The following is a 25,081-nucleotide window of genomic DNA, read 5'->3' as shown; positions in this document are numbered from 1 at the left end:
GCGCACCTGTCGTACCCCATTCCCTTCGTGAATGTGCTCATATGAGCCAAACGCTCGGAGCCTCAGATTCCACACAAAGGCACCGGTTATGGTGTCGGGCATGACTCAGTCGCACCCCAGGATCAGCAAGGCTGTCATCCCCGCAGCAGGCCTCGGCACCCGGTTCCTGCCGGCGACCAAGGCGACTCCCAAGGAGATGCTGCCGGTCGTGGACAAGCCCGCGATCCAGTATGTGGTCGAGGAGGCCGTGTCCGCCGGTCTCGACGACGTTCTCATGATCACGGGCCGCAACAAGCGCCCCCTCGAGGACCACTTCGACCGCAACTACGAGCTTGAGTCCGCCCTGGAGAAGAAGGGCGACGCCGAACGGCTCGCCAAGGTCCAGGAGTCCAGCGACCTCGCCACCATGCACTACGTCCGCCAGGGCGACCCCAGGGGCCTCGGCCACGCCGTGCTGTGCGCCGCCCCGCACGTCGGCGACGAGCCCTTCGCCGTCCTCCTCGGCGACGACCTCATCGACGCCCGGGACCCCCTGCTGAAGCGGATGATCGAGGTCCAGGAGCAGTACGGCGGCAGCGTGATCGCCCTGATGGAGGTCGCGCCCGAGCAGATCCACCTCTACGGCTGCGCCGCCGTCGACACCACCGAGGACAGCGACGTCGTCAAGGTCAACGGTCTGGTCGAGAAGCCGGACGCCGCGGACGCCCCCTCGAACTACGCCATCATCGGCCGCTACGTCCTCGACCCCGCCGTCTTCGGCATACTGCGCACCACGGAGCCCGGCCGCGGCGGCGAGATCCAGCTGACCGACGCCCTCCAGCAGCTCGCGGCGGACGAGAAGGTCGGCGGCCCGGTGCACGGCGTCGTCTTCAAGGGCCGCCGCTATGACACCGGCGACCGCGGCGACTATCTGCGTGCCATTGTCAGGCTCGCGTGCGAACGTGAGGACCTGGGCCCGGACTTCCGGACCTGGCTGCGCAGTTACGTCACCGAGGAGATGTAGCCACCTTGAGCACCGCCGCGCCCCGCGCCACCGGCCAGGACCACCTGTGGTCGGTGGACGAACACCTGGAGGACATCCTCGCCACCGTCCGTCCCCTCGACCCCATCGAGCTGCAACTGCTCGATGCCCAGGGCTGCGTCCTGGTCGACGACATCACGGTGCCGGTCTCGCTGCCGCCGTTCGACAACAGCTCGATGGACGGGTACGCGGTCCGGGTCGCGGATGTCGCGGGCGCCAGCGAGGAGTACCCGGCGTCCCTGGAGGTCGTCGGGGACGTCGCCGCGGGCGCGGCCGAGCTGCTGCACGTGGGGCCCGGCCAGGCCGCCCGCATCATGACCGGCGCCCCGCTGCCGCCCGGCGCCGAGGCGGTCGTCCCCGTGGAGTGGACCGACGGCGGGCTCGGCGAGGGCCCGGTCACCGGGATGCGGGCCCGCAGCCTCGCCCCCGAGGCCGCGACCGGGCAGGTCCAGGTGTACCGCGCGGCCGAGGCACGCGCGCATGTGCGTGCCCAGGGCAGCGACGTGAAGGCGGGCGACCGCGCCCTGGCGGCCGGGACGGTGCTCGGCCCGCCGCAGATCTCCCTGCTCGCCGCCATCGGCCGCGGCACGGTCCGGGTGCGCCCCCGTCCGCGCGTGGTGGTGCTCTCCACCGGCAGCGAACTCGTCCAGCCCGACGGGGAGCTGGCGCCCGGTCAGATCTACGACTCCAACAGCTTCGCCCTCACGGCCGCCGCCCGTGACGCCGGGGCCATCGCCTACCGGGTCGGCGCGGTCGCCGACGACGCCGAGACCCTGCGCACCACCATCGAGGACCAGCTGGTGCGCGCCGACCTGATGGTGACCACCGGCGGGGTCAGCGTCGGCGCGTACGACGTCGTCAAGGAGGCGCTGTCGTACGTCGGTGACGAGGACGAGCCCGGCGGCGGCATCGAGTTCCGCAAGCTGGCCATGCAGCCCGGCAAGCCGCAGGGCTTCGGGTCCATCGGCCCCGACCACACCCCGCTGCTGGCCCTGCCCGGCAACCCGGTCTCGTCGTACGTCTCCTTCGAGCTGTTCGTGCGCCCCGCGATCCGCACCCTCATGGGTCTGGAGGACGTCCACCGCCCGCGCGTACGCGCGACCCTCACGGCCGGGAAGCCGCTGTCGTCGCCCAAGGGCCGCAGACAGTTCCTGCGCGGGACGTACGCCGACGGCGCGGTCACCCCGGTCGGCGGCGCCGGCTCCCATCTGGTCGCCGCCCTCGCGCACGCGGACGCGCTGATCGTCGTCCCGGAGGACGTGGCGGCCGTCGAGCCCGGCACCGAGGTCGAGGTGGTCCTGCTCGGCTGAGGGCCACCGGTTGGGGGTACCGTGTCGCGCACGACAGGCCCGCGCGCCGCACCGCACCGGGCCCACCCCGGACCGGGAGCGCCACACGAGCATGAGTACGCAGGACCGACTGACGCACATCGACGAGGCGGGCGCGGCCCGCATGGTCGACGTATCGGAGAAGGACGTCACCGCCCGCACCGCGCGCGCGAGCGGACGCGTCCTCGTCTCGCCCCGTGTGATCGAGCTGCTGCGCGGGGAGGGCGTCCCCAAGGGCGACGCGCTGGCCACCGCGCGGATCGCCGGGATCATGGGCGCCAAGCGCACCCCGGACCTGATCCCGCTGTGCCACCCGTTGTCGGTGTCGGGTGTGAAACTGGACTTGTCGGTCGCGGACGACGCCGTGGAGATCGCCGCCACGGTGAGGACGACCGACCGCACGGGCGTGGAGATGGAGGCCCTCACCGCGGTCTCGGTCGCCGCGCTCACCGTGATCGACATGGTCAAGGCGGTCGACAAGGGAGCGGTCATCACGGACGTACGGGTGGAGGAGAAGACGGGCGGCAAGTCGGGCGACTGGAGCCGGGCATGACCCTCGACACATCAGTTGGCGGCGCGCTGACCGCGCCGTACAGCGCCCTGGTGGTCACGGCCTCCAACCGGGCCGCCGCCGGTGTCTACGCGGACAAGGGCGGCCCGCTGATCGCGGACGGCCTGCGCGGCTTCGGCTTCGCGGTGGACGGCCCGCAGGTGGTCCCGGACGGCGACCCGGTCGAGGCCGCCCTGCGCGCCGGGGTCGACGCCGGGTACGACGTGATCGTCACCACCGGCGGCACCGGCGTCTCGCCCACCGACCGCACCCCGGAGGCGACCCGCGCGGTCCTCGACCACGAGGTGCCCGGCATCGCGGAGGCGATCCGGGCGTACGGCCGGGACAAGGTGCCCACGGCGGTGCTGTCGCGGGGCGTGGCCGGGGTGGCGGGCGGGACGCTGATCGTGAACCTGCCGGGCTCCACGGGCGGGGTGCGCGACGGGCTGGCCGTGCTGGAGCCGCTGCTGGTCCACGCCGTCGACCAGCTGCGCGGCGGCGACCACCCCAGACCCGGTGGCAGTGGGGGTGCGAGCTGAACAGCCCGTCGTGGCCCGTCGAGCTGGCGGAGGGCGATGTCGTCCTCCGGCCGATAAAGCTGCGCGACCAGCGGGCGTGGCGCGAGGTGAACCGGCGCAACCGCGACTGGCTGCGCCCCTGGGAGGCGACCATCCCGCCGCCCACGCCCGGCGGGCCGATCACCCACCGGCCGACCTACCGTCAGATGGTGCGGCACCTGCGCGCCGAGGCGAACGCGGGCCGGATGCTGCCGTTCGTCATCGAGTACCAGGGCAGGCTGGTCGGCCAGTTGACGGTCGCGGGAATCACCTGGGGCTCGATGTGCTCGGGCCATGTCGGTTACTGGGTGGACCAGTCGGTGGCCGGACGCGGGGTGATGCCGACGGCTGTCGCCCTGGTGGTGGACCACTGTTTCCGCACGGTGGGACTGCACCGTATCGAGGTCTGCATTCGCCCCGAGAACGGCCCGAGCCGCCGGGTGGTCGAGAAACTCGGATTCCGTGAGGAGGGCCTCAGGCCCCGTTATCTCCACATCGACGGGGCCTGGCGGGACCATCTGGTCTTCGCGCTGACCGCCGAGGAAGTACCCGACGGCCTGCTGAACCGCTGGCGGCGGAAGCGGAACTCGCACAACGCGGAAATTGAATAGACGTTCGAATTCTGTCGTTCAGGGATCGCTGAAGGACACAGAATTCACGGTTCCGGCGGGCTGTTGATCGCATCGGTCACAAAAAAAGTTCGAAATATCAGCCGGATCGTGCGACACACCGGCCCAATTGGCGGATGCCCTCACGCGAACCCCTCTACCGTGTGAGGCGTGAGCAGCAGCGGCCTCATCTACGCAGTCATCGTCGGGGCCTGGGCCGCCTACTTGGTGCCGATGTGGCTCCGTAGGCAGGACGAGCTGAACGAAGCCCGTCCGACGGAGCGCTTCAGCACCGCCATCCGGTTGCTGTCCGGACGGGCGGCCATGGAGCGCCGATACGCCAAGGACCTGCGGGCACGCTCCACCGACCAGGCGGAGCCCGGCCCAGGCGACCCGGACGGCGTCACCGACTCGGTGGACGTCCGGGCCTTCGCCATGCCCCCGGCTAAGGCACCGGTCCAGGCGCCGGTACAGGCACCCGAGCGGACCCGGACACCGGTCCCCTCCGCCCCCGACCCCACCCCTGCCACCTCCCGGCCGTCCCCGCAACCCCGGCGCCGCGCCCCGGCGCCCCGGCGCGCGCCCGGCGCGGAGGCGGCGGCAGCACGCGCCCAGCGCTCGAAGGTGCTCGCACGCCGTCGCCGTACGACGGTGATGCTCTTCCTCGCCTTCTCGCTCGGCGCGATCGTCGCGGCGGTCGGCGGGCTCGCGTTCCTGTGGGCACCGGGCGTGCCCGCCGTGATGCTCAGCGCCTACATCGCGTACCTGCGCTCCCAGGAGCGCCGTCGCTTCACCTACCAGATGGACCGCCGCCGCGCGGAGGCCGCCGCCCAGCACCTGCGTGAGCGTGCCCGCGCCCCGCGCCGTCCGGTGTCGTCGCCCGCCGACGCCGACGAGCCCGAGGAGGACGGACCGGCGACGGACACCGACCCGGGCCTGACCGCCCTCGCCGCCGACCGGCGGGCACTGGTCGAGCAGACCGACCACGCCGAGTGGGTGGACCAGCAGCGTGAGCGGCAGCGGCGGCCCGGCCAGGGCGACAGCTGGGACCCGGTGCCGGTGCCCCTGCCGACGTATGTCACCGCGCCGGTGGCGCCGCGCGCGACGGCGGACGTGGACCTCGCGGGACCGGACGCCTGGAGTTCCGCCCGCTCGGGTCCCGCGGGCCAGGACGAGCCGGACCAGCGTGAGGAGCCCGAGCCACCCGCCCCCGCCGCCCCGGACGCGGACCGCGACGACGCCCGCCGCCGCGCCGCCTCCGCCCGCCGCTCCCGCGAGCGCGGTGGCCGCACCCCCCTCTTCGACCAGTACGAGGACGGCGACCGCCCCCGCGCGGCCAACGAGTAGAGCCCCCGGACCTGCGCCGGGAACGGATTTCCAAGCACCCGGATCGGGGTGCTAAGGTTTCACTCGTTGCAAGGGCCTGTGGCGCAGTCCGGTAGCGCACCTCGTTCGCATCGAGGGGGCCAGGGGTTCAAATCCCCTCAGGTCCACGCAGCATGAAGCCCCAGTCGGGAAACCGACTGGGGCTTCATCGTGTTGTGGGGTCAGCCGTGGCACGGCGGTGCCCGCGCTGATCGCGGTGCCGCTCACAGGGGCTTGGCGAAGCAGCGGCTGGCGTCATGGAAGCGGTAGTAGCCGAACTTGGCGCAGGGCTCGTAGCCGCTGGAGGTGTACAGGGCGATGGCCTCCGGCTGCTGGGTGCCGGTCTCCAGGACCATGCGGGTGCGTCCGGCGGCGCGGGCGTCGTCCTCCAGGGCGGCGAGGACGCGTCGGGCGAGTCCGTTGCCGCGGGCCTCGCGGACGACGAACATGCGCTTCAGCTCGGCGTCGCCGTCCTCGTTGCCCTCGTCGTTCTTGTCCTGGCTGCGCCAGCCGCCGGTGGCCACGGGGCGGTCCTGGGTGTCGTAGGCGATGAGGTAGACGCCGTTGGGCGGGGTGAAGTCGGACGGGTCGAGGGGGGTGGCGTCGCCGCCGTCGCCGTAGCGCTCGTGGTACTCGGCCTGGACCTCGTCGTTGAGCTTGACGGCGTCGGGGTGGTCGAAGGCGACCCGGCGAATATTCATGCGATGCATCGTACAATCATGCGGAAGGGGAGTTGGTGGGCGGTCGGCCCGGATCTGGACTTTGTCCAAGGTAAGGGTATGGTGCCCCGGTGCTGATTGTGACCTCCGTGAACGTGAACGGGCTGCGGGCCGCCGCGAAGAAGGGCTTCGTGGAGTGGCTCGCCGACACCTCCGCCGACGTGCTCTGTCTGCAAGAGGTGCGCGCCGAGCCGCAGCAGCTGTCCGAGCAGGTCCGCGCCCCGGAGGGCTGGCACGTCCTGCACGCCCCCGCCGCCGCGAAGGGCCGGGCCGGGGTCTCCCTCTACAGCCGCCGCGAGCCCGACGCCGTCCGGGTCGGCTTCGGCTCGGCCGAGTTCGACGGCAGTGGCCGGTACGTCGAGGCCGACCTGCCCGGTGTGACCGTCGCCTCCCTCTACCTCCCGTCCGGCGAGGTCGGCACCGAGCGGCAGGACGAGAAGGTCCGCTTCATGGGGGAGTTCCTCGCCCACCTCAAGGGGCTGCGGGAGCGCGCCGCCGCCGACGGGCGCGAGGTCCTCGTCTGCGGCGACTGGAACATCGCCCACCAGCGGGCCGACCTGAGGAACTGGCGCGGCAACACCAAGAACTCCGGGTTCCTGCCGGAGGAGCGCGAGTGGCTGTCCCGGGTCCTGGACCCGGCCGACGGGGGGTACGTCGACGTCGTACGGGCGCTGCACCCCGAGGTGGAGGGGCCGTACTCCTGGTGGTCGTACCGGGGGCGGGCCTTCGACAACGACACCGGCTGGCGGATCGACTACCACGTCGCCACGCCCGGGCTCGCGGGCAAGGCCGTCAAGGGGTTCGTGGAGCGGGCCGCCACGCATGCCGAGCGCTGGTCGGACCACGCGCCGGTGACCGTGGTCTACGACCTGTAGGAGTCCGAAGAGTTCGAGGGGTTCGAGGAGTTCGAGGAGTCCTGGCGTCGCATTCTGCGGTCCAGGGCCAGTGACAGCTCCGCCGCCACCACGTTGCGGGCCAGCGGGCGCAGGCGCTGGAGGTCGGGCTCGGTGCCGTGGCGCAGGACCATCTCGGCGAAGAGGTCGGCGAGGGCGTCGGCGTGCTCGCGGACGCGGGCGCCCGCCTTGAGGACCTCGGCGAGGGGGATGCCCTCGCGGACCAGTGCCGAGGACACGTCCAGCAGCCGGTGGCTGATGTGGACGATCTCGTCGCCGTCGGTGCCGAGGTAGCCGAGGTCCATCGCGGCGGCGAGGTTCTCCGGGGTGACCTCGCCCTCGAAGCGGGCGGCGAGTTCCTCGGGGGTGAGGCGGACCGGGGTCTCCTCGGTGGGCGGGCCGTAGCCGAGGAGGTCGCCGACGCCGCGGCCGTGGTCGAAGGCGTCGGCCAGTTCCGCGATGCCGTTCAGGGTGTGGCCGCGTTCCAGGAGTGCGGCGATGGTGCGCAGCCGGGCCAGGTGGTGGTCGTCGTACCACGCTATCCGGCCCTCGCGGCGGGGCGGTGGGATCAGCTTGCGTTCGCGGTAGAAGCGCAGGGTGCGGACGGTGATGCCGGCCAGCCGGGCCAGCTCCTCCATGCGGTACTCGCGGGTCTCGCGCTCCTCTGTCACGCCCCGACTCTAAGTCGTACCGCCGGTAACTTTCCTGCGACCGACCCCTACCCATCGGTAGCCGACTCCCTTACGCTCCCATTGCGCCAGTGTTCACTGGCGGAATTGCCCAGTGGCATCAGTGGGGTCAGGAGGCATCGGATGGCCGAGCACGAGCACGTAAGGGTGGCCGTCGTCGGGTCCGGGTTCGGAGGACTCGGGGCCGCCGTGCGGCTGCGCCGCGAGGGGATCACCGACTTCGTCGTCCTGGAGCGGGCCGACAGCGTCGGCGGCACCTGGCGGGACAACAGCTACCCCGGGTGCGCCTGTGACGTGCCCTCGCACCTGTACTCGTTCTCCTTCGCTCCCAACCCCGACTGGCCCCGCACCTTCTCCGGGCAGCGGCACATCCGCGCCTACCTGGAGCACGTCACCGACACCTTCCGGCTCCGCCCGCACCTGCGGTTCAACTCCGAGGTCAAGAAGATGACCTGGGACGCCGAGCGGCTGCGGTGGGCCATCGAGACCAGCTCCGGGTCGCTCACCGCCGACGTCGTCGTCTCCGCGACCGGGCCGCTGTCCGACCCCAAGGTCCCGGACATCCCCGGCCTCGACTCCTTCCCCGGCGAGGTCTTCCACTCCGCCCGCTGGGACCACGGCCTCGACCTGCGTGGCAAGCGCGTCGCCATGGTCGGCACCGGCGCCTCGGCCATCCAGATCGTGCCGTCCATCCAGCCCGAGGTCGGCCGGCTCACCCTCTTCCAGCGCACCCCGCCCTGGGTGATGCCCCGCGTCGACCGCCCCATCAGCGGTTTCGAACGCGCCCTGCACCGGAACCTGCCCTTCACCACCCAGCTGCGCCGCGGACTGCTGTGGGGCATCCGGGAGTTGCAGGTGCAGGCCTTCACCAAGCACCCGGGCGAGCTGGGCTTCGTCGAGCAGCTGGCCAAGCGCAACATGGCCCGCGCCATCAAGGACCCGGCCCTGCGCGCCAAGCTCACCCCCGACTACCGCATCGGCTGCAAGCGCATCCTGCTCTCCAACGACTACTACCCGGCGCTCGCGCGGCCCAATGTCGACGTCGTCGCCAGCGGGCTGAGCGAGGTGCGCGGGAACGTCCTCGTCGCCGCCGACGGCACCGAGACCGAGGCCGACGTGGTCGTCTTCGGCACCGGGTTCCACGTCACCGACATGCCCATCGCCGAGCGGGTCGTCGGCGCCGACGGCCGCACCCTCGCCGAGACCTGGAAGGGCGGCATGGAGGCGCTGCGCGGCGCGTCCGCCGCCGGGTTCCCCAACTGGATGACGATCATCGGGCCCAACACCGGCCTCGGGAACTCCTCGATGATCCTGATGATCGAGTCCCAGCTGAACTACCTCGCCGACTACCTGCGGCAGTTGGACGTGCTCGGCGGGCGCGTCGCCCTCGACGCCCGCCCCGACGCCGTCACCGCCTGGAACCACCGGGTGCAGGAGCGGATGAAACGCACGGTGTGGAAGACCGGCGGCTGCACCAGCTGGTACCTGGACGCCAGCGGGCGCAACACCACCATCTGGCCGGGTACGACGGCGGAGTTCCGGCGTGCGACGCGGCGCGTCGATCTCGCGGAGTACGAGGTCCTGCGACCGGCCGTCGCCAGGACCTCCGGGAAGGCCGCGGAGACCGAGGCCGCCGTATGAGCCGTCTGACGCATGTCGTCGCCGGGCCCTACGCCCCGCCCGCCGCCGCCCGCGAACTCACCGCCGTCTCCGCCGACGGAGCCCGGCTGCACGTCGAGGTGCACGGCCCCGACGGAGCGCCGGCCGTCGTCCTCGCCCACGGCTGGACCTGCTCGACCGCGTTCTGGGCGGCCCAGATCCGCGCCCTGGCCACCGACCACCGCGTCATCGCCTACGACCAGCGCGGCCACGGACGCAGCCCGGCCAGCCGGGCCTGCGGCACCGAAGCCCTCGCCGACGACCTGGAAGCCGTACTGGACGCGACGCTCGCGCCCGGCGAGCGCGCGGTGGTTGTCGGGCACTCCATGGGCGGCATGACCGTGCTGGCCGCCGCCGCACGCCCGGCGTTCCAGGCGCGGGCCGCGGCCGTCCTGCTGTGCAGCACGGGCGCTTCACGGCTGGTCGCCGAGTCGACCGTGCTCCCGATGCGGGCCGGGCGGGCCCGGACCTGGCTCACCCGCAGGGTGCTCGGCTCACGCGCACCCCTCGGGCCGGTCACACCGCTGGCCCGCGGAATCCTCAAGTACGCCACCATGGGCGCCGGTTCCGCGCCGCACATGGTGGAGGCGTGCGCGCGGATCGTGCACGCCTGCCCGCGCGGGGTGCGCCACGCCTGGTCGAACGTACTGGACCTGCTCGACCTCGACCACGGGGTGCGGGAGCTGCGGGCGCCGACGGCCGTGCTGGTCGGCACCGCCGACCGGCTGACGCCGCCGGTGCACGCGCGGTCGCTGGCCGCCGCGCTGCCGCGGTGCGTGGGGCTGACCGAGGCGCCCGGCCTCGGCCATATGACACCGGTGGAGGCACCCGAGCTGGTCACCGGCAAGATACGGGAACTCGTCACGACGTACGCCAACGTCAAGGAGGGCGCATGACCAGGGTGAGCCTCGAAGGGCAGGTCGCGGTCGTCACCGGTGCCGCACGCGGTGTCGGGGAGCTGCTGGCCCGCAAGCTGTCGGCGCGCGGCGCGAGCGTGGCGCTGGTCGGCCTGGAGCCGGACGAACTGAAGCGGGTCGCCGAGCGGCTGCACGGCGACAGCGACTGCTGGCACGCCGACGTCACCGACCACGAGGCCATGGCGGAGGTCGCCCGTGAGGTCAAGGAACGGTTCGGCAAGGTCGACATCGTGGTCGCCAACGCGGGCGTCGCGACCGGCGGCCCGTTCTCCGAGTCCGATCCGGAGGCCTGGCGCCGGGTGATCGAGGTCAACCTGATCGGCTCGGCGGTCACCGCCCGCGCCTTCCTGCCGCTGCTCGCCGCGAGCCGGGGATATCTGCTCCAGATCGCGTCCCTCGCCGCGATCACCCCGGCGCCGATGATGACGGCGTACTGCGCCTCCAAGTCCGGTGTGGAGGCGTACGCGCACAGTCTGCGCGCCGAGGTCGGCTACAAGGGCGTACGGGTGGGGGTGGCGTACCTGTCGTGGACGGACACGGACATGGTGCGCGGCGCGGACCAGCTGGACGTGATGCGGGAGCTGCGGCAGCGGCTGCCGTGGCCGTCGAACAAGACCTATCCGCTGGGTCCGGCGGTGGACCGGATCGTCGCCGGGATCGAGCGGCGGTCCAGCCATGTGTACGGGCAGTGGTGGCTGCGCGGCATGCAGGGCGTGCGCGGGTATCTGCCCGCGTTGATCGGGACGGTGGGCCAGCGCGAGATGCGGCGGTTCGCGGACCGGCTGGACGGGATGCGTACGGGGCTGGTCGGGGCGGGCGGCGCCGCCGACGAACAGGCAAGGGCTACGCACCGTAAGTGATCGACATGCGCAGGGTCACGGCCCGTGTGAATCTGAGTTGGGCCCACGAGGCCCAACAACCTCATTCATCACAGGAGTGAACCCACATGGGTATGAAGGACAAGTTCCAGGACCAGGCCGAGCAGTGGCAGCAGCAGGCGAAGGACAAGATGCAGGAGACCCGCGAGCGGTCCCAGCAGCAGCGCGGCCGCCAGCAGGGCGAGCAGCCCGAGCACATGCGTCCGGGCACCGAGCGGCCCCGTCAGGACCGTGAGGACGAGGAGCGCTTCGACCAGGACTACGACGTCTGACGTCGGCCCGGCCTGAGCCGAGCGACAGGGGTGCCCCCGCGAGGGAGCACCCCTGTTCTCATGCCCCCGTTCTCATGCTCGCGGCGGCAGCACCGGCCGCGAACGGTCCGGTACGGCGCTGTAGTCGGGCGGGGTCGCGGCGGGGTGCTTCTCCAGCAGTTCCAGGGCGAGCCGTACGGCGTCGTCGAGCTGGGCGTAGCGGCCCTCGGCCCAGTCCAGGGGGGTGCGCAGGGCCGCCACGTCGGGGTCGACACCCTCGTTCTCCACGGACCAGCCGTAGGCGTCGAACCAGGCGGCGTTCATCGGCACCGTGATCACCGTGCCGTCGCCGAGGCGGTGCCGCCCGGTCATGCCGACGACCCCGCCCCAGGTGCGCTGCCCGACCACCGGCCCCAGCCCCAGCAGCTTGAACGCGGCGGTGATCATGTCGCCGTCGGACGAGGTGGCCTCGTCGGCGAGCGCCACGACCGGCCCGCGCGGCGCGTTGGAGGTGTACGACACCGGCTGGGAGTGGCGGGTGAGGTCCCAGCCCAGGATGGTGCGGGTGAGCTTCTCGACGACGAGTTCACTGATGTGGCCGCCCGCGTTGCCGCGCACGTCCACGATGAGCGCGGGCCGGGACACCTCCATCCGCAGGTCGCGGTTGAACTGCGCCCAGCCGGAGCCGCCCATGTCGGGGATGTGCAGATAGCCGCACCGGCCGCCGCTCAACTCCCGGACCACCTCCCGGCGTTTGGCGACCCAGTCCTGGTAGCGCAGGGGGCGTTCGTCGACCAGGGGGACGACGGCGACCCGGCGGGAGCGGCCCGCGGTGCCCTCCGCCGGGGTGAAGGTCAGCTCCACGGTCGTACCGCCCGCGCCCGCGAGCAGCGGGTAGGGCCCGGTGACCGGGTCCACGGGCCGCCCGTCGACATGGGTGAGGACGGCGCCCGCCCGGATGCCGGAACCGGCGAGCGGGGAGCGGGCCTTGGAGTCGGAGGAGTCGCCGGGCAGGATGCGCCGGACCGTCCACTGGCCGTCGCGGCGCACGAAGTTGGCGCCGAGCAGGCCCTGCCAGCGCTGGTAGTGCGGTGGTCCCTCGTTGCGGCGGGCGGGGGTGACGTACGCGTGCGAGGTGCCCAGCTCGCCCAGCACCTCGCGCAGCAGGTCGGCGAACTCGTCGGGGGAGGCGACCCGTTCGACCAGCGGCCGGTACTGCGCGAGCACCGCGTCCCAGTCGATGCCGCACATCCCCGGCTCCCAGAAGTAGGCGCGGATGAGCCGCCCGGCCTCCTCGTAGGACTGCCGCCATTCCGCGCCGGGGTCGACCTCGTGCAGGATGCGGCGTACGTCGATCCAGACGGTGCTGTCGCTGTCTCCGGACTCCGTCGCCGGGACGGCGCGCAGTTCGCCCTCGTCGACGACGACCAGCCGGGAGCCGTCGCCGCTGACGGCGAACCAGTCGAGGTGGCCGACGAGTTCGGTCCGCTTGGCCTTGGTGATGCCGAAGTGTTCGAGGGTGGGGCGCCCGGTGGTGTCGTCGGGGTTGGCGAAGGTCTCGCCGAGCGCGCCGGAGATCGGCCAGCGCAGCCAGACCAGGCCGCCGCCCGCGACCGGGTGCAGCGCCGAGTACTTGGAGGCGGTGACGGGGAACGGGGTGACCCGGCACTCCAGGCCCTCGGTCTCGACGGTGACCGCGCCCGCCTCCCCGGTGCCCGCCGCGTCCGCCACCGGGTCCAGGCCCCCGGCCGCGGGCCGCCCGTCGGGGCTGAGGGCGAACGGGGACGGGGTCGCCGACGACAGCGGTACCAGGTAGGGGCGGCAGCCCAGCGGGAAGGACAGGTCGCCGGTGTGGACGTCGTACACCGGGTCGAAGCCGCGCCAGGAGAGGAAGGCGAGGTAGCGGCCGTCGGAGGTGAAGACCGGGTTCTCGTCCTCGAAGCGGCCGTCGGTGACCTCGATGACGAACCGGTCCTTGATGCGGGCCATCCTGATCTGCCGCAGGGTCCGGCCGATCCCGGGGTGCGACCAGGTCAGCCAGGCCCCGTCGGGGGAGAAGGCGAGGTCGCGCACGGGCCCGTTGGCGGACCGTACCAGCTCGGTGACCTCGCCGTTGGAGTCCTCGGTGGCGTCCATCAGCAGCAGCCGCCCGTCGTGCGCGGCGAGGGCGAGCCGTTCGCCCGCCGGGTCGGACACCAGCTCCAGGACCCGGCCCAGTTCGCCCGCCGCCAGCCGCCGGGGCTCGCGGTCGCCGGTGGCGCGCGGCAGGTAGGCGATCTCGACGGCGTCCTCGCCCTCCGCGTCCGTCACGTACGCCACCTGCCCGGACGGTCCGAGCATCACGGGCAGCCGGACCCGGACGCCGGGGGCGTCGGTGAGGGTGCGGGCGGGGCCGTCGCGGTGGGTGAGCCAGTAGAGGCTGCCGCGTACGACGACGGCGCTGGCCCGTCCGGTCTCGTCGACGGAGATGCCGTCGACGTGCTGGGTGGCGGGCACCTGGTAGGGGCGCCGTCCGGCGCGCGGTCCGCTGAGCGTGACGTCGAGGCGGCGCGGCTCGGAGCCCGCGGTCAGGTCGTCGACGATCCACAGGTCGCCCGCGCACTGGTAGACGACCCGGGTGCCGTCGCTGGCGGCGTGCCGGGCGTAGAAGGCGTCGTGGTCGGTGTGGCGGCGCAGGTCGGAGCCGTCGTGGGCGCAGGAGTAGAGGTTGCCGACGCCCTCGTGGTCGGAGAGGAAGGCGACCCGGCCGCCGACCAGCATGGGGCAGGCCAGATGGCCGCCGATGCCTTGGAGGAGCCGTTCGCCGTGCAGCCAGAGGCGGCCCGTGGCGCCGCCGCGGTAGCGCTTCCAGGCGGCGGGTTCGTGCGGCGGGGTGCCGGTGAGCAGCAGTGTCCTGCGTTCGCCGTCGAGGTCGGCGACCTGGATGTCGGTGACCGGGCCCCAGGGGAGTTTGCGGCCGGGGTCGCCGTCGGGGGTGAGCTTGTAGGCCCATGTGAAGTGGGAGAAGGGTTCGCCGTGGGAGGCGACGGCGAGGATCTCGCCGTCCGGGGTCCAGCCGCGGACCTCGGTGTCGTAGCTGCCCCAGTAGGTGAGGCGGCGGGCGGTGCCGCCGTCCACCGGGACCAGGTGGATCTCGGGGGCGAGGCTCCGCCAGCTCGTGTACGCGAGGTGGCGGCCGTCGGGGGAGAAACGGGGCGGGCCGGTCTTGGCGCGGTCGACGGTGAGCCGCCAGGCGCGGCCCGGACCGTCCAGGGAGGTCAGCCAGAGGTCGTCCTCGGCGACGAAGCAGAGCAGGTCACCGCTGATGTGGGGCAGGCGCAGATAGCTCACCCTCCCCATGCTTTTCCGGGGGAGTAGGCGGGGCAAGTCGTGACTTTCGGGGCACGCGGTCGGAGGTGTGTCCGAGGAGTGATCCACGCCACGTACGAAACCGTTTCGTTTCGCTCGTGGTCTGGGCTACTCTCGACGTGTACGAAACCGTGTCGTTCGGCACGGAGCTGTCGGAGTGGAGAGGTGAGAGAGATGACGGAGGTCGCGACCGCGCGCCGCAGTCGCCTCACACCCGAGCGCGAGGCCGAGCTGTACGGCGCCGTGCTCGACCTGCTCCGGGAGGTCGGCTACGACGCCCTCACCATGGACGCCGTGGCCACCCGCACCCGGTCCAGCAAGGCCACGCTCTACCGCCAGTGGGGCGGCAAGGCCGAGCTGGTGGCGAAGGCGATCCGGTGCCTGAAGCCGGGCAGCCTCGCCGACTTCGACACCGGGTCCCTGCGGGGCGACTTCATCGCGCTGGTGACCCGTGAGGACGACGGCCAGATCGAGCAGAACGCCGCGCTGATGCGGGGCCTGGCCATGGCGATGCACGGCAACCCCGACCTGCTGCGGGCCTTCAGGGAGTTCCTGATCGAGCCCGAGCTGGAGGAGTTCCACCGGGTGCTGGCGCGCGCCGTCGACCGGGGCGAGGTCCGCCCGGACAACCCGGCGACCGGGTACGTCGTGCACATGATGCTCGGCGCGTTCGTGACCCGGACCCTGATCGACGAACTGCCGCCGACGCAGGACTTCCTCATCTCGTACGTAGACGCCGTGATCCTCCCCGCTCTCGGCGTCCCGACCACCTGAGCACCACCTCTTCCGTTACCACCTGACGCGAACCGCTCACGTCGTCGGGCCGATCAGCCACGCTCCCCACCGTGCTGATCACCCCTGCCCCGAACATCCCACGACCTGACCGGGAGTACGCCCTCGTGGCCACGTTCCTCTACAAACTCGGCCGGCTCGCCTTCCGGCGACGGCATTTCGTCGCCCTGATCTGGGTGGCGCTGCTGACGCTCGCCGGCGTCGGCGCGGCAAGCGCCCCCACCCCCGGGAGCACCTCGTTCTCGATCCCCGGCACCGAGGCCCAGAAGGCCTTCGACCTGCTGGAGGAACGGTTCCCCGGGATGAGCGCCGACGGCGCCACCGCCCGGGTCGTCTTCAAGGCCCCCGAGGGCGAGAAGATGACCGACGCGGAGCACAAGGCCACCGTCGAGAAGGCGGTCTCGGAGCTGTCCGACGGCTCCGAGGTCGAGTCCGTCGCCGACCCGTACCAGGCGAACGCCGTCAGCGAGGACGGCACGGTCGCCTACGCCCAGGTCAGGTACGACGTCTCCGGCATGGAGCTGGAGGACTCCACCAAGGACGCCCTGGAGCAGGCCGCCGCGGACGCCCGGGACACCGGTCTGACCGTCGAGATCGGCGGTGACGCCCTCCAGGCCGTGCCGCACACCGGCACCGGCGAGATCATCGGCATCGCCGTCGCCGCGGTCGTCCTCGTCATCACCTTCGGCTCGCTGCTCGCCGCCGGGCTGCCGCTGCTCACCGCGATCATCGGCGTCGGCATCGGCGTCTCCTCGATCACCGCGCTGGCCAGCACCCTGGACCTCGGCTCCACCACCTCCATCCTGGCCTCGATGATCGGCCTCGCGGTCGGCATCGACTACGCGCTGTTCATCGTCTCCCGCTACCGGGCCGAACTCGCCGAGGGCCGGGAGCGCGAGGAGGCGGCCGGGCGTGCCGTCGGCACCGCGGGCTCCGCGGTGGTCTTCGCGGGCCTGACCGTCGTCATCGCCCTGGTCGGCCTGTCGGTCGTCAACATCCCGATGCTGACCAAGATGGGCATCGCGGCGGCGGGCACCGTCGCCATCGCCGTACTGATCGCCCTCACCATGATCCCCGCGCTGCTCGGCTACGCGGGCCGCAAGGTCCGTCCCGCGGGCGAGAAGAGCAAGCTGCTCGGCGGCGGGCGCACCCCGAAGCAGCCGGGCAAGGCCAACATGGGCACCCGCTGGGCCAGCTTCGTGGTACGCCGCCCGGTCGCTGTCCTGCTGCTCGGTGTGATCGGCCTCGGTGCCGCCGCCGTCCCGGCCGCCTCCCTGGAGCTGGGCCTGCCCGACGACGGCTCGCAGCCGACGTCCACCACCCAGCGCCGCGCCTACGACCTGCTCTCCGAGGGCTTCGGGCCCGGCTTCAACGGTCCGCTGATGGTCGTCGTCGACGCCAAGGGCAGCGAGGACGCGACGGGTGTCTTCGACGACGTGTCCGAGAAGATGGGCGGCCTGGAAGGCGTCGTGACGGCGACCCCGGCCGCGCCCAACAAGGCGGGCGACACCGCGACGATCACCGTGATCCCCGACTCCAAGCCCTCCTCGACCATCACCGAGGACCTGGTGCACGCCATGCGTGACACCGGTGCCGACATCCAGGCCGACACCGGCGCGGAGGTGCTGGTCACCGGCACGACGGCGATGAACATCGACATCTCCCAGAAGCTGAACGACGCGCTGGTGCCGTATCTGATCCTGGTGGTCGGCCTGGCGTTCCTGCTGCTGATCGTGGTCTTCCGGTCGATCCTGGTCCCGCTGAAGGCGGCGCTCGGCTTCCTGCTCAGCGTGATGGCGGCGCTGGGCGCGGTGGTCGCGGTCTTCCAGTGGGGCTGGCTGTCGGGCCTGATGGGCGTCGAGGAGACCGGCCCGATCATGTCGATGATGCCGATCTTCATGGTCGGCGTGGTCTTCGGACTGGCCATGGACTACGAGGTCTTCCTCGTGACCCGGATGCGCGAGGCCTACATCCACGGCGAGCAGCCCGGACAGGCCGTGGTGACCGGCTTCAAGTACGGGGCGCGCGTCGTCACCGCCGCCGCGGTGATCATGATGGCCGTCTTCTCCGGGTTCATCGGCTCCAGCGACTCCATGGTCAAGATGATCGGCTTCGGCCTCGCGATCGCGGTCCTCTTCGACGCGTTCGTGGTCCGCATGGCGATCGTCCCGGCCGTCCTGGCGCTCCTGGGCCGCAAGGCCTGGTGGCTGCCGAAGTGGCTGGACCGCGTCATGCCGAACGTGGACGTCGAGGGCGAGGGCCTGCGCGCGCTGTCGGACAGGGACGCCGACCGCGACGACGACAAGGAGCTGGTACGCGCCTGACGTACCGCCGCTGAGAGAGACCAGCCGGTGAGGGTTCCGTGGGGACGGGGCGCCCTCACCGGCTTCCTCCTTTTCCGGGGAGGGTTTCCTGGGGGAGGGGTCTCTTGGGGAAGGGGCGGGTAGCCGCTCCCGGGCCGGGCGCGCGGAATCCGCTCGCATGCCCCGTACACGCACCGCTACCGTGCCCGGCATGACCAATGGAGCCAGCCCCCGTTTCGCCGCCGCGCTCGACGAGCTGGGCCTCGGGGAGGTGGGCGCGCGGGTCCGGAGCTTCCCGGAGGCCACGCGCACCGCGGCCGAGGCCGCCGCGGCGATCGGGTGCGAGTTGAGCCAGATCTGCAAGTCACTGATCTTCGCCGCCGACGGCGAACCGGTCCTGGTGCTCATGGACGGCGCCTCCCGCGTCGACGTGGAGCGGGTCCGGGCCGAGCTGGGCGCCCAGAAGGTGACCCGGGCCAAGGCCGACGTCGTCCGCGAGGCCACCGGGTACGCCATCGGAGGCGTTCCCCCCTTCGGCCACCGCACCCGCACCCGCGTACTCGCCGACCGCTCCCTCCTCGCCCACGACGTGATCTGGGCGGCGGCCGGGACCCCGTACTCCGTCTTCCCGATGGAGCCCAAGGAGCTGATCGCCCACGCGGGCGGCATCCTCGTGGACGTACGCGAGCCCACGCAGTGACCCCCTCGTCGCGGCGTTCCCGAATCCCGTGCTCATAGGTGCGTCCCGCGGGGCTGGGGGGCACCCTGGAAGCAGGTATTCCGGAGGTGACCGTCATGACGATGCACACCACTGTGGGATGGCATGTCGAGCTGGAGTTCCAGGAGGACGACCAGCGGACGAAGGCAGCCGCGCTGGTGCGCCTGCCCGACGGGTCCGAGGTGCGGGCCCACGGCAGTGCCACCAGGCACCACACCGACTCCAATCAGCCAAGGGTCGGCGAGGAGATCGCCGGTGCCCGCGCGCTCAACGAACTCGCGATGCAGCTGCTCACCAAGGCGCACGACGAGATCGACGCGGCGTCCGGCCGGACCTCCCACCCCATTCACGTATAGGAAGGCGCGGTGCGGTTCGGAGGGCCGGGCGGACCCGGTCCTCCGGGCCGCGCCTGCTCAGGACCGCCCCTGCTCCTGGGTGATCGCGGTGCGCACCGCCCGTACCAGGGCCTGGGCCCGCGAGTCCGCCGTCACGCTCGTGCGGAAGCCGTTGGTCACATAGCCGAAGGCGATTCCGGATTCGGGGTCGGCGAAGCCGAGGGCGCCGCCGCGGCCGGGGTGGCCGAAGGAGGCGGGGGAGAGCAGCGGGGAGGCGGCGCCGTGCAGCATGTAGCCGAGGCCGAAGCGGGTGTGGACGACGAGGACGCGGTCGGCGCCCGCGGCCCGTTCGGCGCGCGCCAGCTCGACGGTGCGGGGGGTGAACAGCCGGGTCCCGCCGTCGACGTCGCCGATCAGGGCGGCGTAGAAGCGGGCGAGCCCGTCGGCGGTGGCGACGCCGTTGGAGGCGGGCAGGGCGGCGGCGCGGTAGCCGGGGTCGTTCTCGTCGGGCACCGGGGTGATCGCGGCGAAGGCGCGGCTGGTGAGGGAGTCCGGGTCGGCGTAGGCGTCGACGACGGCACGCTTGGGCCGGGTCCGCAGCGCGCCGGACGCGGCGGGCGCGGTGACGGGGCCCACCCGGCCCGCGCGGGAGGCGACCGTATCGGGCAGCCCGAGCCAGAGGTCGGCGCCGAGCGGCGCGGCGATCTCGTCGGCGATCCAGTCGCCGACGGGCCGTCCGGTGACCCGGCGGACCAGCTCGCCGGTGAGCCAGCTGTAGGTCTGCGCGTGGTACCCGTGGTCGGTGCCCGGCTCCCACGCGGGCGCCTGCGCGGCGACCGCCGCGGCTCCCAGGTCGGGGTCGGCGGCCTCGGCGGGGGTGAGCGGCCGGTCCAGGACGGGCACTCCGGCGCGGTGTGCGAGCAGGTCACGCACCAGCGTCCGCTCCTTGCCCGCCGCCTTGAACTCGGGCCACCACTCACCGACCGGCGCGTCCAGGTCCAGCTCGCCGCGCTGGTGCAGCAGCAGGAGTACGGCGGCGGCGACGCCCTTGGTCGCGGAGCGCACGATCTGCGCGGTGCCGCGCTCCCAGGGCAGGGTGCCGTCGACGTCCTTGGTGCCGCCCCACAGGTCGACGACGCGGTGGCCGTCCCGGTAGACGGCGACGGCGGCGCCGCGGTCGCCCAGCGTCCGGAAGTTCGCGGCGAACGCTTCCCTGACCGGCTCGAAGCCGTCGGCGACGGTGCCGTGCACCTCCACGTCCGCGTTCACGTCCGTACTCCACTTCTCTCGACCCGCCTGCGACAGTGAGTGGAACACGGGCGCCGCGCCTTCGATTCCTCGGGGTGGATCAGGCGCCCGCCGGCACCGACCGAGGGTCGAAGCCGAACGGCAGCTCCAGACGGTGCGCCCGCATCAGGGCGTCGTCGGAGAGCAGCGTCCCGGTCGGGCCGTCGGCGGCGATCACCCCGTCGCTGAGCACCAGTGAGCGGGGGCACAGTTCGAGGGCGTAGGGCAGGTCGTGGGTGACCATCAGGACCGTGACGTCCAACGAGCGCAGGATGTCGGCCAGTTCACGGCGGGAGGCCGGGTCGAGGTTGGAGGACGGCTCGTCCAGGACGAGGATCTCGGGTTCCATCGCCAGCACCGTGGCGACCGCCACCCGGCGCCGCTGCCCGAAGGACAGGTGGTGCGGCGGCCGGTCCATGAACTCCGCCATCCCGACCCGCGTCAGCGCCTCCTCCACCCGTGCCTGGAGTTCGGCACCCTTCAGTCCGGCCGCGGCCGGGCCGAACGCCACGTCCTCCCGCACGGTCGGCATGAACAGCTGGTCGTCCGGGTCCTGGAAGACGATGCCGACCTTCTGCCGGATCTCCGCCATGTGCTTCCTGCCGACCGGCAGCCCGGCCACCGTCACCGACCCGGTGCCGCCGCCGAGGATGCCGTTGAGGTGCAGCACCAGGGTGGTCTTCCCGGCGCCGTTCGGGCCGAGCAGCGCGACCCGTTCGCCGCGCCCGACTTGGAAGTCCACGCCGAACAGGGCCTGGTGGCCGTCCGGATAGGCGAAGGCGAGGCCGGAGACCTCGAGGGACGGGGGCGGTTCGGGTGCGGTCACAGGGTCCATCCCAGCAGACATACGACGAGCGCGGCGACCGGCAGGGCGAAGGCGTGGGACCACTGGGCTCGCGAGGCGGTCACCTCGTCGATGACCGGCATCGAACCGGCGTACCCCCGGCTCACCATGGCCAGGTGCACGCGCTCGCCGCGCTCGTAGGAGCGGATGAACAGCGCGCCCGCCGACTTGGCGAGCACACCCCAGTGACGTATCCCACGCGCCTCGAAGCCGCGCGACTCACGGGCGATCCGCATCCGCCGCATCTCGTCGGTGATGACATCGCCGTAGCGGATCATGAAGGAGGCGATCTGCACCAGCAGCGGGGGCAGCCTCAGTCGCTGGAGGCCGAGGAGCAGTTCGCGCAGTTCGGTGGTGGAGGCCAGCAGGACGGAGGTGGCGACGCCGAGGGTGCCCTTGGTGAGCACGTTCCAGGCGCCCCACAGTCCGCTGACGCTCAGCGACATGCCGAGCACCTCCACGCGCTCGCCCTCCGCCACGAACGGCAGCAGCACCGCGAACGCCACGAACGGCACCTCGATCAGCAGCCGTTTCAGCAGGAAGCCGGGCGGCACGCGCGCCGCCCACGCCACCCCGGCGAGCAGCACGGCGTACAGGGCGAACGCCCACATCGCCTCCCGTGGTGTGGACACCACGACGATCACGAAGGCGAACGCGGCGGCCAGCTTGGTGTGCGGCGGCAGTCCGTGCACGGGGGAGTGCCCGTGCCGGTACAGCTTGTGCGCGTGCCCCGCGGCCATGTCAGACGCTCGTGGTGCTGGCGGGCGAGGTGTCGGTGGGGGACGCCTGGTCGGAGCGGCGCCTGCGCACCGCCCAGAACACGCCCGTGCCCGCGACGACGGTGAGACCGACGCCGATCACGCCCGCGAGGCCGCCGGAGAGCCGGGCGTCGTCGACGTCCTTGACGCCGTAGTCGGCGAGCGGGGAGTCGGCGAGGCCGTGGTCCTCGGCCTTCTCGTCGATGCCGTTGTCGGAGGCGACCTTCTCCAGGCCGTCCGGGTCGGCGGAGGCGTAGAAGCTGACGAACCCGGCGAGCACCAGGGAGGTGACCAGCCCGGCGATCCACACCCGGCGCGGGGAGCGGGCGGCGACGGGGACCGGCTCCGGCTCGGCGGCCGGGGCGTCGACGAGTTCGCCGTGCACGCGCAGCTTCAGCCGCCGCGTCAGCCCGCGCGCCCCGTACACCAGGTCCGGGCGTACGGCGATGACCGCGCCGACCGTCAGGGCGGTGATGACGGCCTCGCCGAGGCCGATGAGCACATGCACGCCGACCATGGCGGTGGCGACCTTGCCGATCGAGACGTCGGTGGTGCCGCCGACCGCGTACATGGCGGTGAACGCGAGCGCCGAGGCGGGCACCGAGACGAGCGCGGCGACGAAGGAGGCGACGGTGACGGTACGGCGGGTGCGCGGCAGCACCTTCACCAGGCCGCGGAAGAGGGCGTAGGCGACGACGGTGGTGACGATCGCCATGTTGGTGATGTTCACGCCGAGGGCGGTCAGGCCGCCGTCGGCGAAGAGGATGCCCTGCATCAGCAGGACGACGGAGACGCACAGGACCCCGGTGTAGGGGCCCACGAGTATCGCGGCCAGCGCGCCGCCCAGCAGATGCCCGCTGGTCCCGGCGGCGACCGGGAAGTTCAGCATCTGCACGGCGAAGACGAACGCGGCCACCAGCCCGGCCAGCGGCGCCGTCCGCTCGTCCAGCTCCCGGCGCGCGCCGCGCAGTGACACGGCGACGGCGCCCGCGGCGATCACGCCGGTGGCGACGGAGGTGGGGGCGTCGATGAATCCGTCAGGTACATGCACGCGTCGATGATAAGGGCTTAATGCGAACGGCTTGCAAGAGCGAGGTGGTCGTTATCTCGCCCGCGGGTATCCCGACGGGTGTAATCCGGAAGATGTGGGACATTGGAGTGGAAGCGGATTCTTATCTTTCGCATAGGTCGCTCAGCGTTAGGGGCCGTCCGATGTCTGTAGTCGAAGAGTACGCACGAGCCCAGATCGTCACGGACACGGACGACCAGGTGCAGACGGGCCGCGGCGCCATACCGGTCGTCCTGCGCTACGACCCCGACCGCGACCCCCGCTCGGTACGGATAGGCCTGCCCGGACCACACGAATGGACCCTCCCCCGCGCCCTGCTGGAGCAGGGGCTGCGCGCCCCCGCCGGGAGCGGTGAGATCCGGGTGTGGCCGTGCGGCCGGGTGCAGGCCGTCGTGGAGTTCCACACGGCCAAGGGGACCTCGGTCGTGCAGCTCGAGTCCAAGACCCTGATGCGCTTCCTGCGCCGCACCTACCTGGCGGCCCCGGCCGCCACGCCGGTCAGCCGCCCTGCCTGAGCAGCGCCGCCACGATCGGGCCGGCGGTGTCCCCGCCGTGCCCGGCCGACTGCACCACCGCCGCCGCGGCCAGGTCGCCCCGGTAGGCGGTGAACCAGCCGTTGGGCTTCTTCTGGTTGTCGACCTCCGCCGAACCGGTCTTCGCGCCGACATCGCCGGTGACCCCGGCCATCGCCTCCGCCGCGGTGCCGTAGGCGGCCGTGTACGACATCAGCTCCCGCAGCTGGCCCAGCGTCCCCGCGGACATCGTGCGCGAGGCGGTGGCGAGCTTGCGCCCGTCCACCGACGGTGACACCAGATACGGCTGGTGGAAGGTCCCCGCCTTCACGGTCGCCGAGACCGACGCCATGTTCAGCGGGTTCATCCGCACCAGGCCCTGCCCGATCAGCGCGGCGCCCATCGGGGCGTTCGACGTCACCGGCACCGCCCCGTCGAAGGTGGGCACGCCCACCGCCCAGTCGTCCAGGCCGAGCCCGAACACCTGCTGCGCCTGCCTGGTGAGGTCGTCGTCCTTCAGCTTGGGCGCCTGACTGATGAAGGCGGTGTTGCAGGAACGCGCGAAGCTGGCCTTGAAGGTGCCGTCGTCGATCTGGAACTTGTCGTCGTTCTGGAACTTCCAGCCGCCGTACGTGAAGTACTTCGGGCAGGGGTGCGCCTTGTCGTTCGCCGCCAGCCCCTTCTCCAGCAGCAGCGACGCGGAGATGACCTTCATGGTGGAGCCGGGGGCGAGGGAGCCCTGGAAGGCGGTGTTGAAACCGGCGGAGGAGTTCGCCGCCGCGAGGATCTCGCCCGTCGACGGGCGCAGCACCACCACCGACGCCCGGTCCCGGCCCGCGACCTGCTGCTCGGCCGCCTTCTGGAGGGACGGGCTCAGCGTGGTCCTCACCTCGCCCGGGGTGCCCTCGCTCAGCTCCAGCAGTGTCTTGTCGGCCGGCTCGGCGTCCTTGTCGTCGTCCTTGGCCGCCTTGCCGCGCACCACCCGCAGCTCGACGCCCGCCTCGCCGCCCGCCGTCTTGCCGTACTTCTCGCGCAGGCCGTCCAGGACGGGGCCCAGCGACGGGTACGCCTCGGTGGTCAGCTCACCGCCGTCCCGGTCCAGCGCGGTCACCGGAGGTGTCCCCGCCTCCCCGGTCACCAGCCGGTCGCCGTCCCGCAGCTCCGGGTGCAGCACGGCGGGCGACCAGTCGACCACCGGTTCGCCGTCCGCCTTCGCGCGTACGACGGTCAGCGCGCTGTCGTACGTCAGCGGCTTGCTGAGGTCGTCGTAGGCCACCGTGGCCTTGACGGAGAACGGCAGCCGGTCGCCCGCGCGGGTGCCCGGGGTGAGGGTGACGTCCTTGATGCGGGCGTCCTTGGCGTAGCCGGTCAGCAGCGGCCCGGCCGCCTCGGGGTCGTCGGTGGCGGCCGCGGCCTCGTCGGCGTCGCCCCGCTGCCAGGCGGTGAGGAAGGCACGTGCGGCCGAGTCGACCTCGGCCGCCGTCAGCGGGCCGGACTTGACGGCCGCCTTCTCACCGGCGGCGACGGTCGCGGCGGACTTGTCGTCGGATCCGCCCAGCAGCGCCCAGGCGGCGATCCCGGCGCCCCCCACGACCGCGGCGGCGACCAGCCCGCCGACGACGGCGGGCCGTCTCGTCCTCCGTCGCTCGGCGACGCGCCTTCTCGTGCCCACAGTTACCC

The 25,081-nt window shown here is 72.3% G+C and carries 24 protein-coding genes and 1 tRNA gene; 17 read left to right on the top strand and 8 right to left on the bottom strand.

Annotated elements, in window-relative coordinates; all coding sequences use genetic code 11:
- Positions 1-100 precede the first annotated feature (100 nt).
- From galU to KBY47_RS10715, 7 genes are all read left to right on the top strand, one after another.
- On the top strand, positions 101-1,003 hold the full coding sequence (gene galU, locus KBY47_RS10745) for a UTP--glucose-1-phosphate uridylyltransferase GalU (RefSeq protein ID WP_210920790.1): 903 nt from the start codon (positions 101-103) through the stop codon (positions 1,001-1,003).
- A 5-nt stretch (positions 1,004-1,008) separates the two neighbouring features.
- Positions 1,009-2,331 (top strand): gephyrin-like molybdotransferase Glp, encoded by a 1,323-nt coding sequence (glp, locus tag KBY47_RS10740; protein ID WP_210920789.1) that lies wholly within the window; start codon positions 1,009-1,011, stop codon positions 2,329-2,331.
- A 91-nt stretch (positions 2,332-2,422) separates the two neighbouring features.
- Complete coding sequence (gene moaC, locus KBY47_RS10735) at positions 2,423-2,902, top strand: cyclic pyranopterin monophosphate synthase MoaC (protein ID WP_210920788.1); 480 nt, start codon at positions 2,423-2,425, stop codon at positions 2,900-2,902.
- Positions 2,899-3,438 (top strand): molybdenum cofactor biosynthesis protein B, encoded by a 540-nt coding sequence (locus tag KBY47_RS10730; protein ID WP_210920787.1) that lies wholly within the window; start codon positions 2,899-2,901, stop codon positions 3,436-3,438. Before moaC ends, KBY47_RS10730 begins: the two co-directional genes overlap by 4 nt.
- The gene (locus KBY47_RS10725) at positions 3,435-4,067 is read left to right on the top strand and encodes a GNAT family N-acetyltransferase (RefSeq protein ID WP_210920863.1); all 633 of its coding nucleotides are present in this window, start codon (positions 3,435-3,437) and stop codon (positions 4,065-4,067) included. Before KBY47_RS10730 ends, KBY47_RS10725 begins: the two co-directional genes overlap by 4 nt.
- Positions 4,068-4,235: 168 nt before the next feature.
- Positions 4,236-5,411 carry a gephyrin-like molybdotransferase receptor GlpR gene (gene glpR / locus KBY47_RS10720; protein ID WP_210920786.1) on the top strand — a complete coding sequence of 392 codons (1,176 nt, stop codon included), beginning with the start codon at positions 4,236-4,238 and terminating at the stop codon, positions 5,409-5,411.
- Between the two features lie 72 nt (positions 5,412-5,483).
- Positions 5,484-5,557: transfer RNA gene (locus KBY47_RS10715), tRNA-Ala, on the top strand.
- Between the two features lie 96 nt (positions 5,558-5,653).
- Here the strand turns inward: KBY47_RS10715 and KBY47_RS10710 are convergent.
- Positions 5,654-6,130, bottom strand: a complete 477-nt coding sequence (locus KBY47_RS10710; protein ID WP_210920785.1) for a GNAT family N-acetyltransferase — start codon at positions 6,128-6,130, stop codon at positions 5,654-5,656.
- 89 nt (positions 6,131-6,219) lie between these two features.
- Here KBY47_RS10710 and KBY47_RS10705 point away from each other — a divergent pair, with 89 nt between their 5' ends.
- On the top strand, positions 6,220-7,023 hold the full coding sequence (locus KBY47_RS10705; RefSeq protein ID WP_210920784.1) for an exodeoxyribonuclease III: 804 nt from the start codon (positions 6,220-6,222) through the stop codon (positions 7,021-7,023).
- Here KBY47_RS10705 and KBY47_RS10700 read toward each other — a convergent pair.
- A complete protein-coding gene (locus KBY47_RS10700) occupies positions 7,011-7,679 on the bottom strand; it encodes a MerR family transcriptional regulator (protein ID WP_210920862.1) in 669 nt (222 codons plus the stop codon). The two genes, KBY47_RS10705 and KBY47_RS10700, sit on opposite strands and share 13 nt — an antisense overlap.
- A 174-nt stretch (positions 7,680-7,853) precedes the next feature.
- On the opposite strand from KBY47_RS10700, the gene KBY47_RS10695 reads away from it, so the two are divergent.
- From KBY47_RS10695 to KBY47_RS10680, 4 genes are all read left to right on the top strand, one after another.
- Positions 7,854-9,371 carry an NAD(P)/FAD-dependent oxidoreductase gene (locus KBY47_RS10695; protein ID WP_210920783.1) on the top strand — a complete coding sequence of 506 codons (1,518 nt, stop codon included), beginning with the start codon at positions 7,854-7,856 and terminating at the stop codon, positions 9,369-9,371.
- The gene (locus KBY47_RS10690; RefSeq protein WP_210920782.1) at positions 9,368-10,285 is read left to right on the top strand and encodes an alpha/beta fold hydrolase; all 918 of its coding nucleotides are present in this window, start codon (positions 9,368-9,370) and stop codon (positions 10,283-10,285) included. The genes KBY47_RS10695 and KBY47_RS10690 overlap by 4 nt, the downstream gene beginning before the upstream one ends.
- On the top strand, positions 10,282-11,166 hold the full coding sequence (locus KBY47_RS10685; RefSeq protein WP_210920781.1) for an SDR family oxidoreductase: 885 nt from the start codon (positions 10,282-10,284) through the stop codon (positions 11,164-11,166). The genes KBY47_RS10690 and KBY47_RS10685 overlap by 4 nt, the downstream gene beginning before the upstream one ends.
- Before the next feature lie 86 nt (positions 11,167-11,252).
- The gene (locus tag KBY47_RS10680) at positions 11,253-11,456 is read left to right on the top strand and encodes a hypothetical protein (protein ID WP_210920780.1); all 204 of its coding nucleotides are present in this window, start codon (positions 11,253-11,255) and stop codon (positions 11,454-11,456) included.
- Positions 11,457-11,528: 72 nt separating this feature from the next.
- On the opposite strand, the gene KBY47_RS10675 is transcribed toward KBY47_RS10680, so the two are convergent.
- Positions 11,529-14,765, bottom strand: a complete 3,237-nt coding sequence (locus KBY47_RS10675) for a S41 family peptidase (RefSeq protein ID WP_210920779.1) — start codon at positions 14,763-14,765, stop codon at positions 11,529-11,531.
- A gap of 192 nt (positions 14,766-14,957) precedes the next feature.
- Here KBY47_RS10675 and KBY47_RS10670 point away from each other — a divergent pair, with 192 nt between their 5' ends.
- From KBY47_RS10670 to KBY47_RS10655, 4 genes are all read left to right on the top strand, one after another.
- A complete protein-coding gene (locus KBY47_RS10670; RefSeq protein ID WP_210920778.1) occupies positions 14,958-15,557 on the top strand; it encodes a TetR/AcrR family transcriptional regulator in 600 nt (199 codons plus the stop codon).
- A gap of 125 nt (positions 15,558-15,682) precedes the next feature.
- Positions 15,683-17,899 (top strand): MMPL family transporter, encoded by a 2,217-nt coding sequence (locus KBY47_RS10665; protein WP_210920861.1) that lies wholly within the window; start codon positions 15,683-15,685, stop codon positions 17,897-17,899.
- A gap of 190 nt (positions 17,900-18,089) precedes the next feature.
- Positions 18,090-18,578 carry a YbaK/EbsC family protein gene (locus KBY47_RS10660; protein WP_210920777.1) on the top strand — a complete coding sequence of 163 codons (489 nt, stop codon included), beginning with the start codon at positions 18,090-18,092 and terminating at the stop codon, positions 18,576-18,578.
- Between the two features lie 95 nt (positions 18,579-18,673).
- Positions 18,674-18,952: a DUF1876 domain-containing protein gene (locus KBY47_RS10655; RefSeq protein ID WP_210920776.1), complete on the top strand. Its 279-nt coding sequence runs from the start codon at positions 18,674-18,676 to the stop codon at positions 18,950-18,952.
- Positions 18,953-19,009: 57 nt separating this feature from the next.
- Here KBY47_RS10655 and KBY47_RS10650 read toward each other — a convergent pair whose 3' ends face one another.
- The 4 genes from KBY47_RS10650 to KBY47_RS10635 all read right to left on the bottom strand — a co-directional run bounded on the left by KBY47_RS10650 (position 19,010) and on the right by KBY47_RS10635 (position 22,871).
- Positions 19,010-20,188 carry a serine hydrolase domain-containing protein gene (locus tag KBY47_RS10650; RefSeq protein WP_210920860.1) on the bottom strand — a complete coding sequence of 393 codons (1,179 nt, stop codon included), beginning with the start codon at positions 20,186-20,188 and terminating at the stop codon, positions 19,010-19,012.
- Positions 20,189-20,279: 91 nt separating this feature from the next.
- Entirely contained in the window at positions 20,280-21,053 is a 774-nt protein-coding gene (locus KBY47_RS10645) for an energy-coupling factor ABC transporter ATP-binding protein (protein ID WP_210920775.1), read from the bottom strand.
- Entirely contained in the window at positions 21,041-21,802 is a 762-nt protein-coding gene (gene cbiQ / locus KBY47_RS10640) for a cobalt ECF transporter T component CbiQ (protein WP_210920774.1), read from the bottom strand. The genes KBY47_RS10645 and cbiQ overlap by 13 nt, the downstream gene beginning before the upstream one ends.
- A 1-nt stretch (position 21,803) precedes the next feature.
- Positions 21,804-22,871: an energy-coupling factor ABC transporter permease gene (locus tag KBY47_RS10635; protein ID WP_210920773.1), complete on the bottom strand. Its 1,068-nt coding sequence runs from the start codon at positions 22,869-22,871 to the stop codon at positions 21,804-21,806.
- Positions 22,872-23,032: 161 nt separating this feature from the next.
- Between KBY47_RS10635 and KBY47_RS10630 the strand changes: the two genes are divergently transcribed.
- Positions 23,033-23,404: an SsgA family sporulation/cell division regulator gene (locus KBY47_RS10630; RefSeq protein WP_210920772.1), complete on the top strand. Its 372-nt coding sequence runs from the start codon at positions 23,033-23,035 to the stop codon at positions 23,402-23,404.
- Here the strand turns inward: KBY47_RS10630 and KBY47_RS10625 are convergent.
- Positions 23,388-25,073, bottom strand: a complete 1,686-nt coding sequence (locus KBY47_RS10625; protein ID WP_210920771.1) for a penicillin-binding transpeptidase domain-containing protein — start codon at positions 25,071-25,073, stop codon at positions 23,388-23,390. The genes KBY47_RS10630 and KBY47_RS10625 overlap by 17 nt on opposite strands.
- Between the last annotated feature and the right edge of the window lie 8 nt (positions 25,074-25,081).

It is taken from the genome of Streptomyces sp. B93 (genome assembly GCF_018070565.1).
In the GTDB taxonomy this organism is placed as follows: domain Bacteria; phylum Actinomycetota; class Actinomycetes; order Streptomycetales; family Streptomycetaceae; genus Streptomyces.
This window is presented reverse-complemented; position numbering and strand designations above follow the sequence as displayed.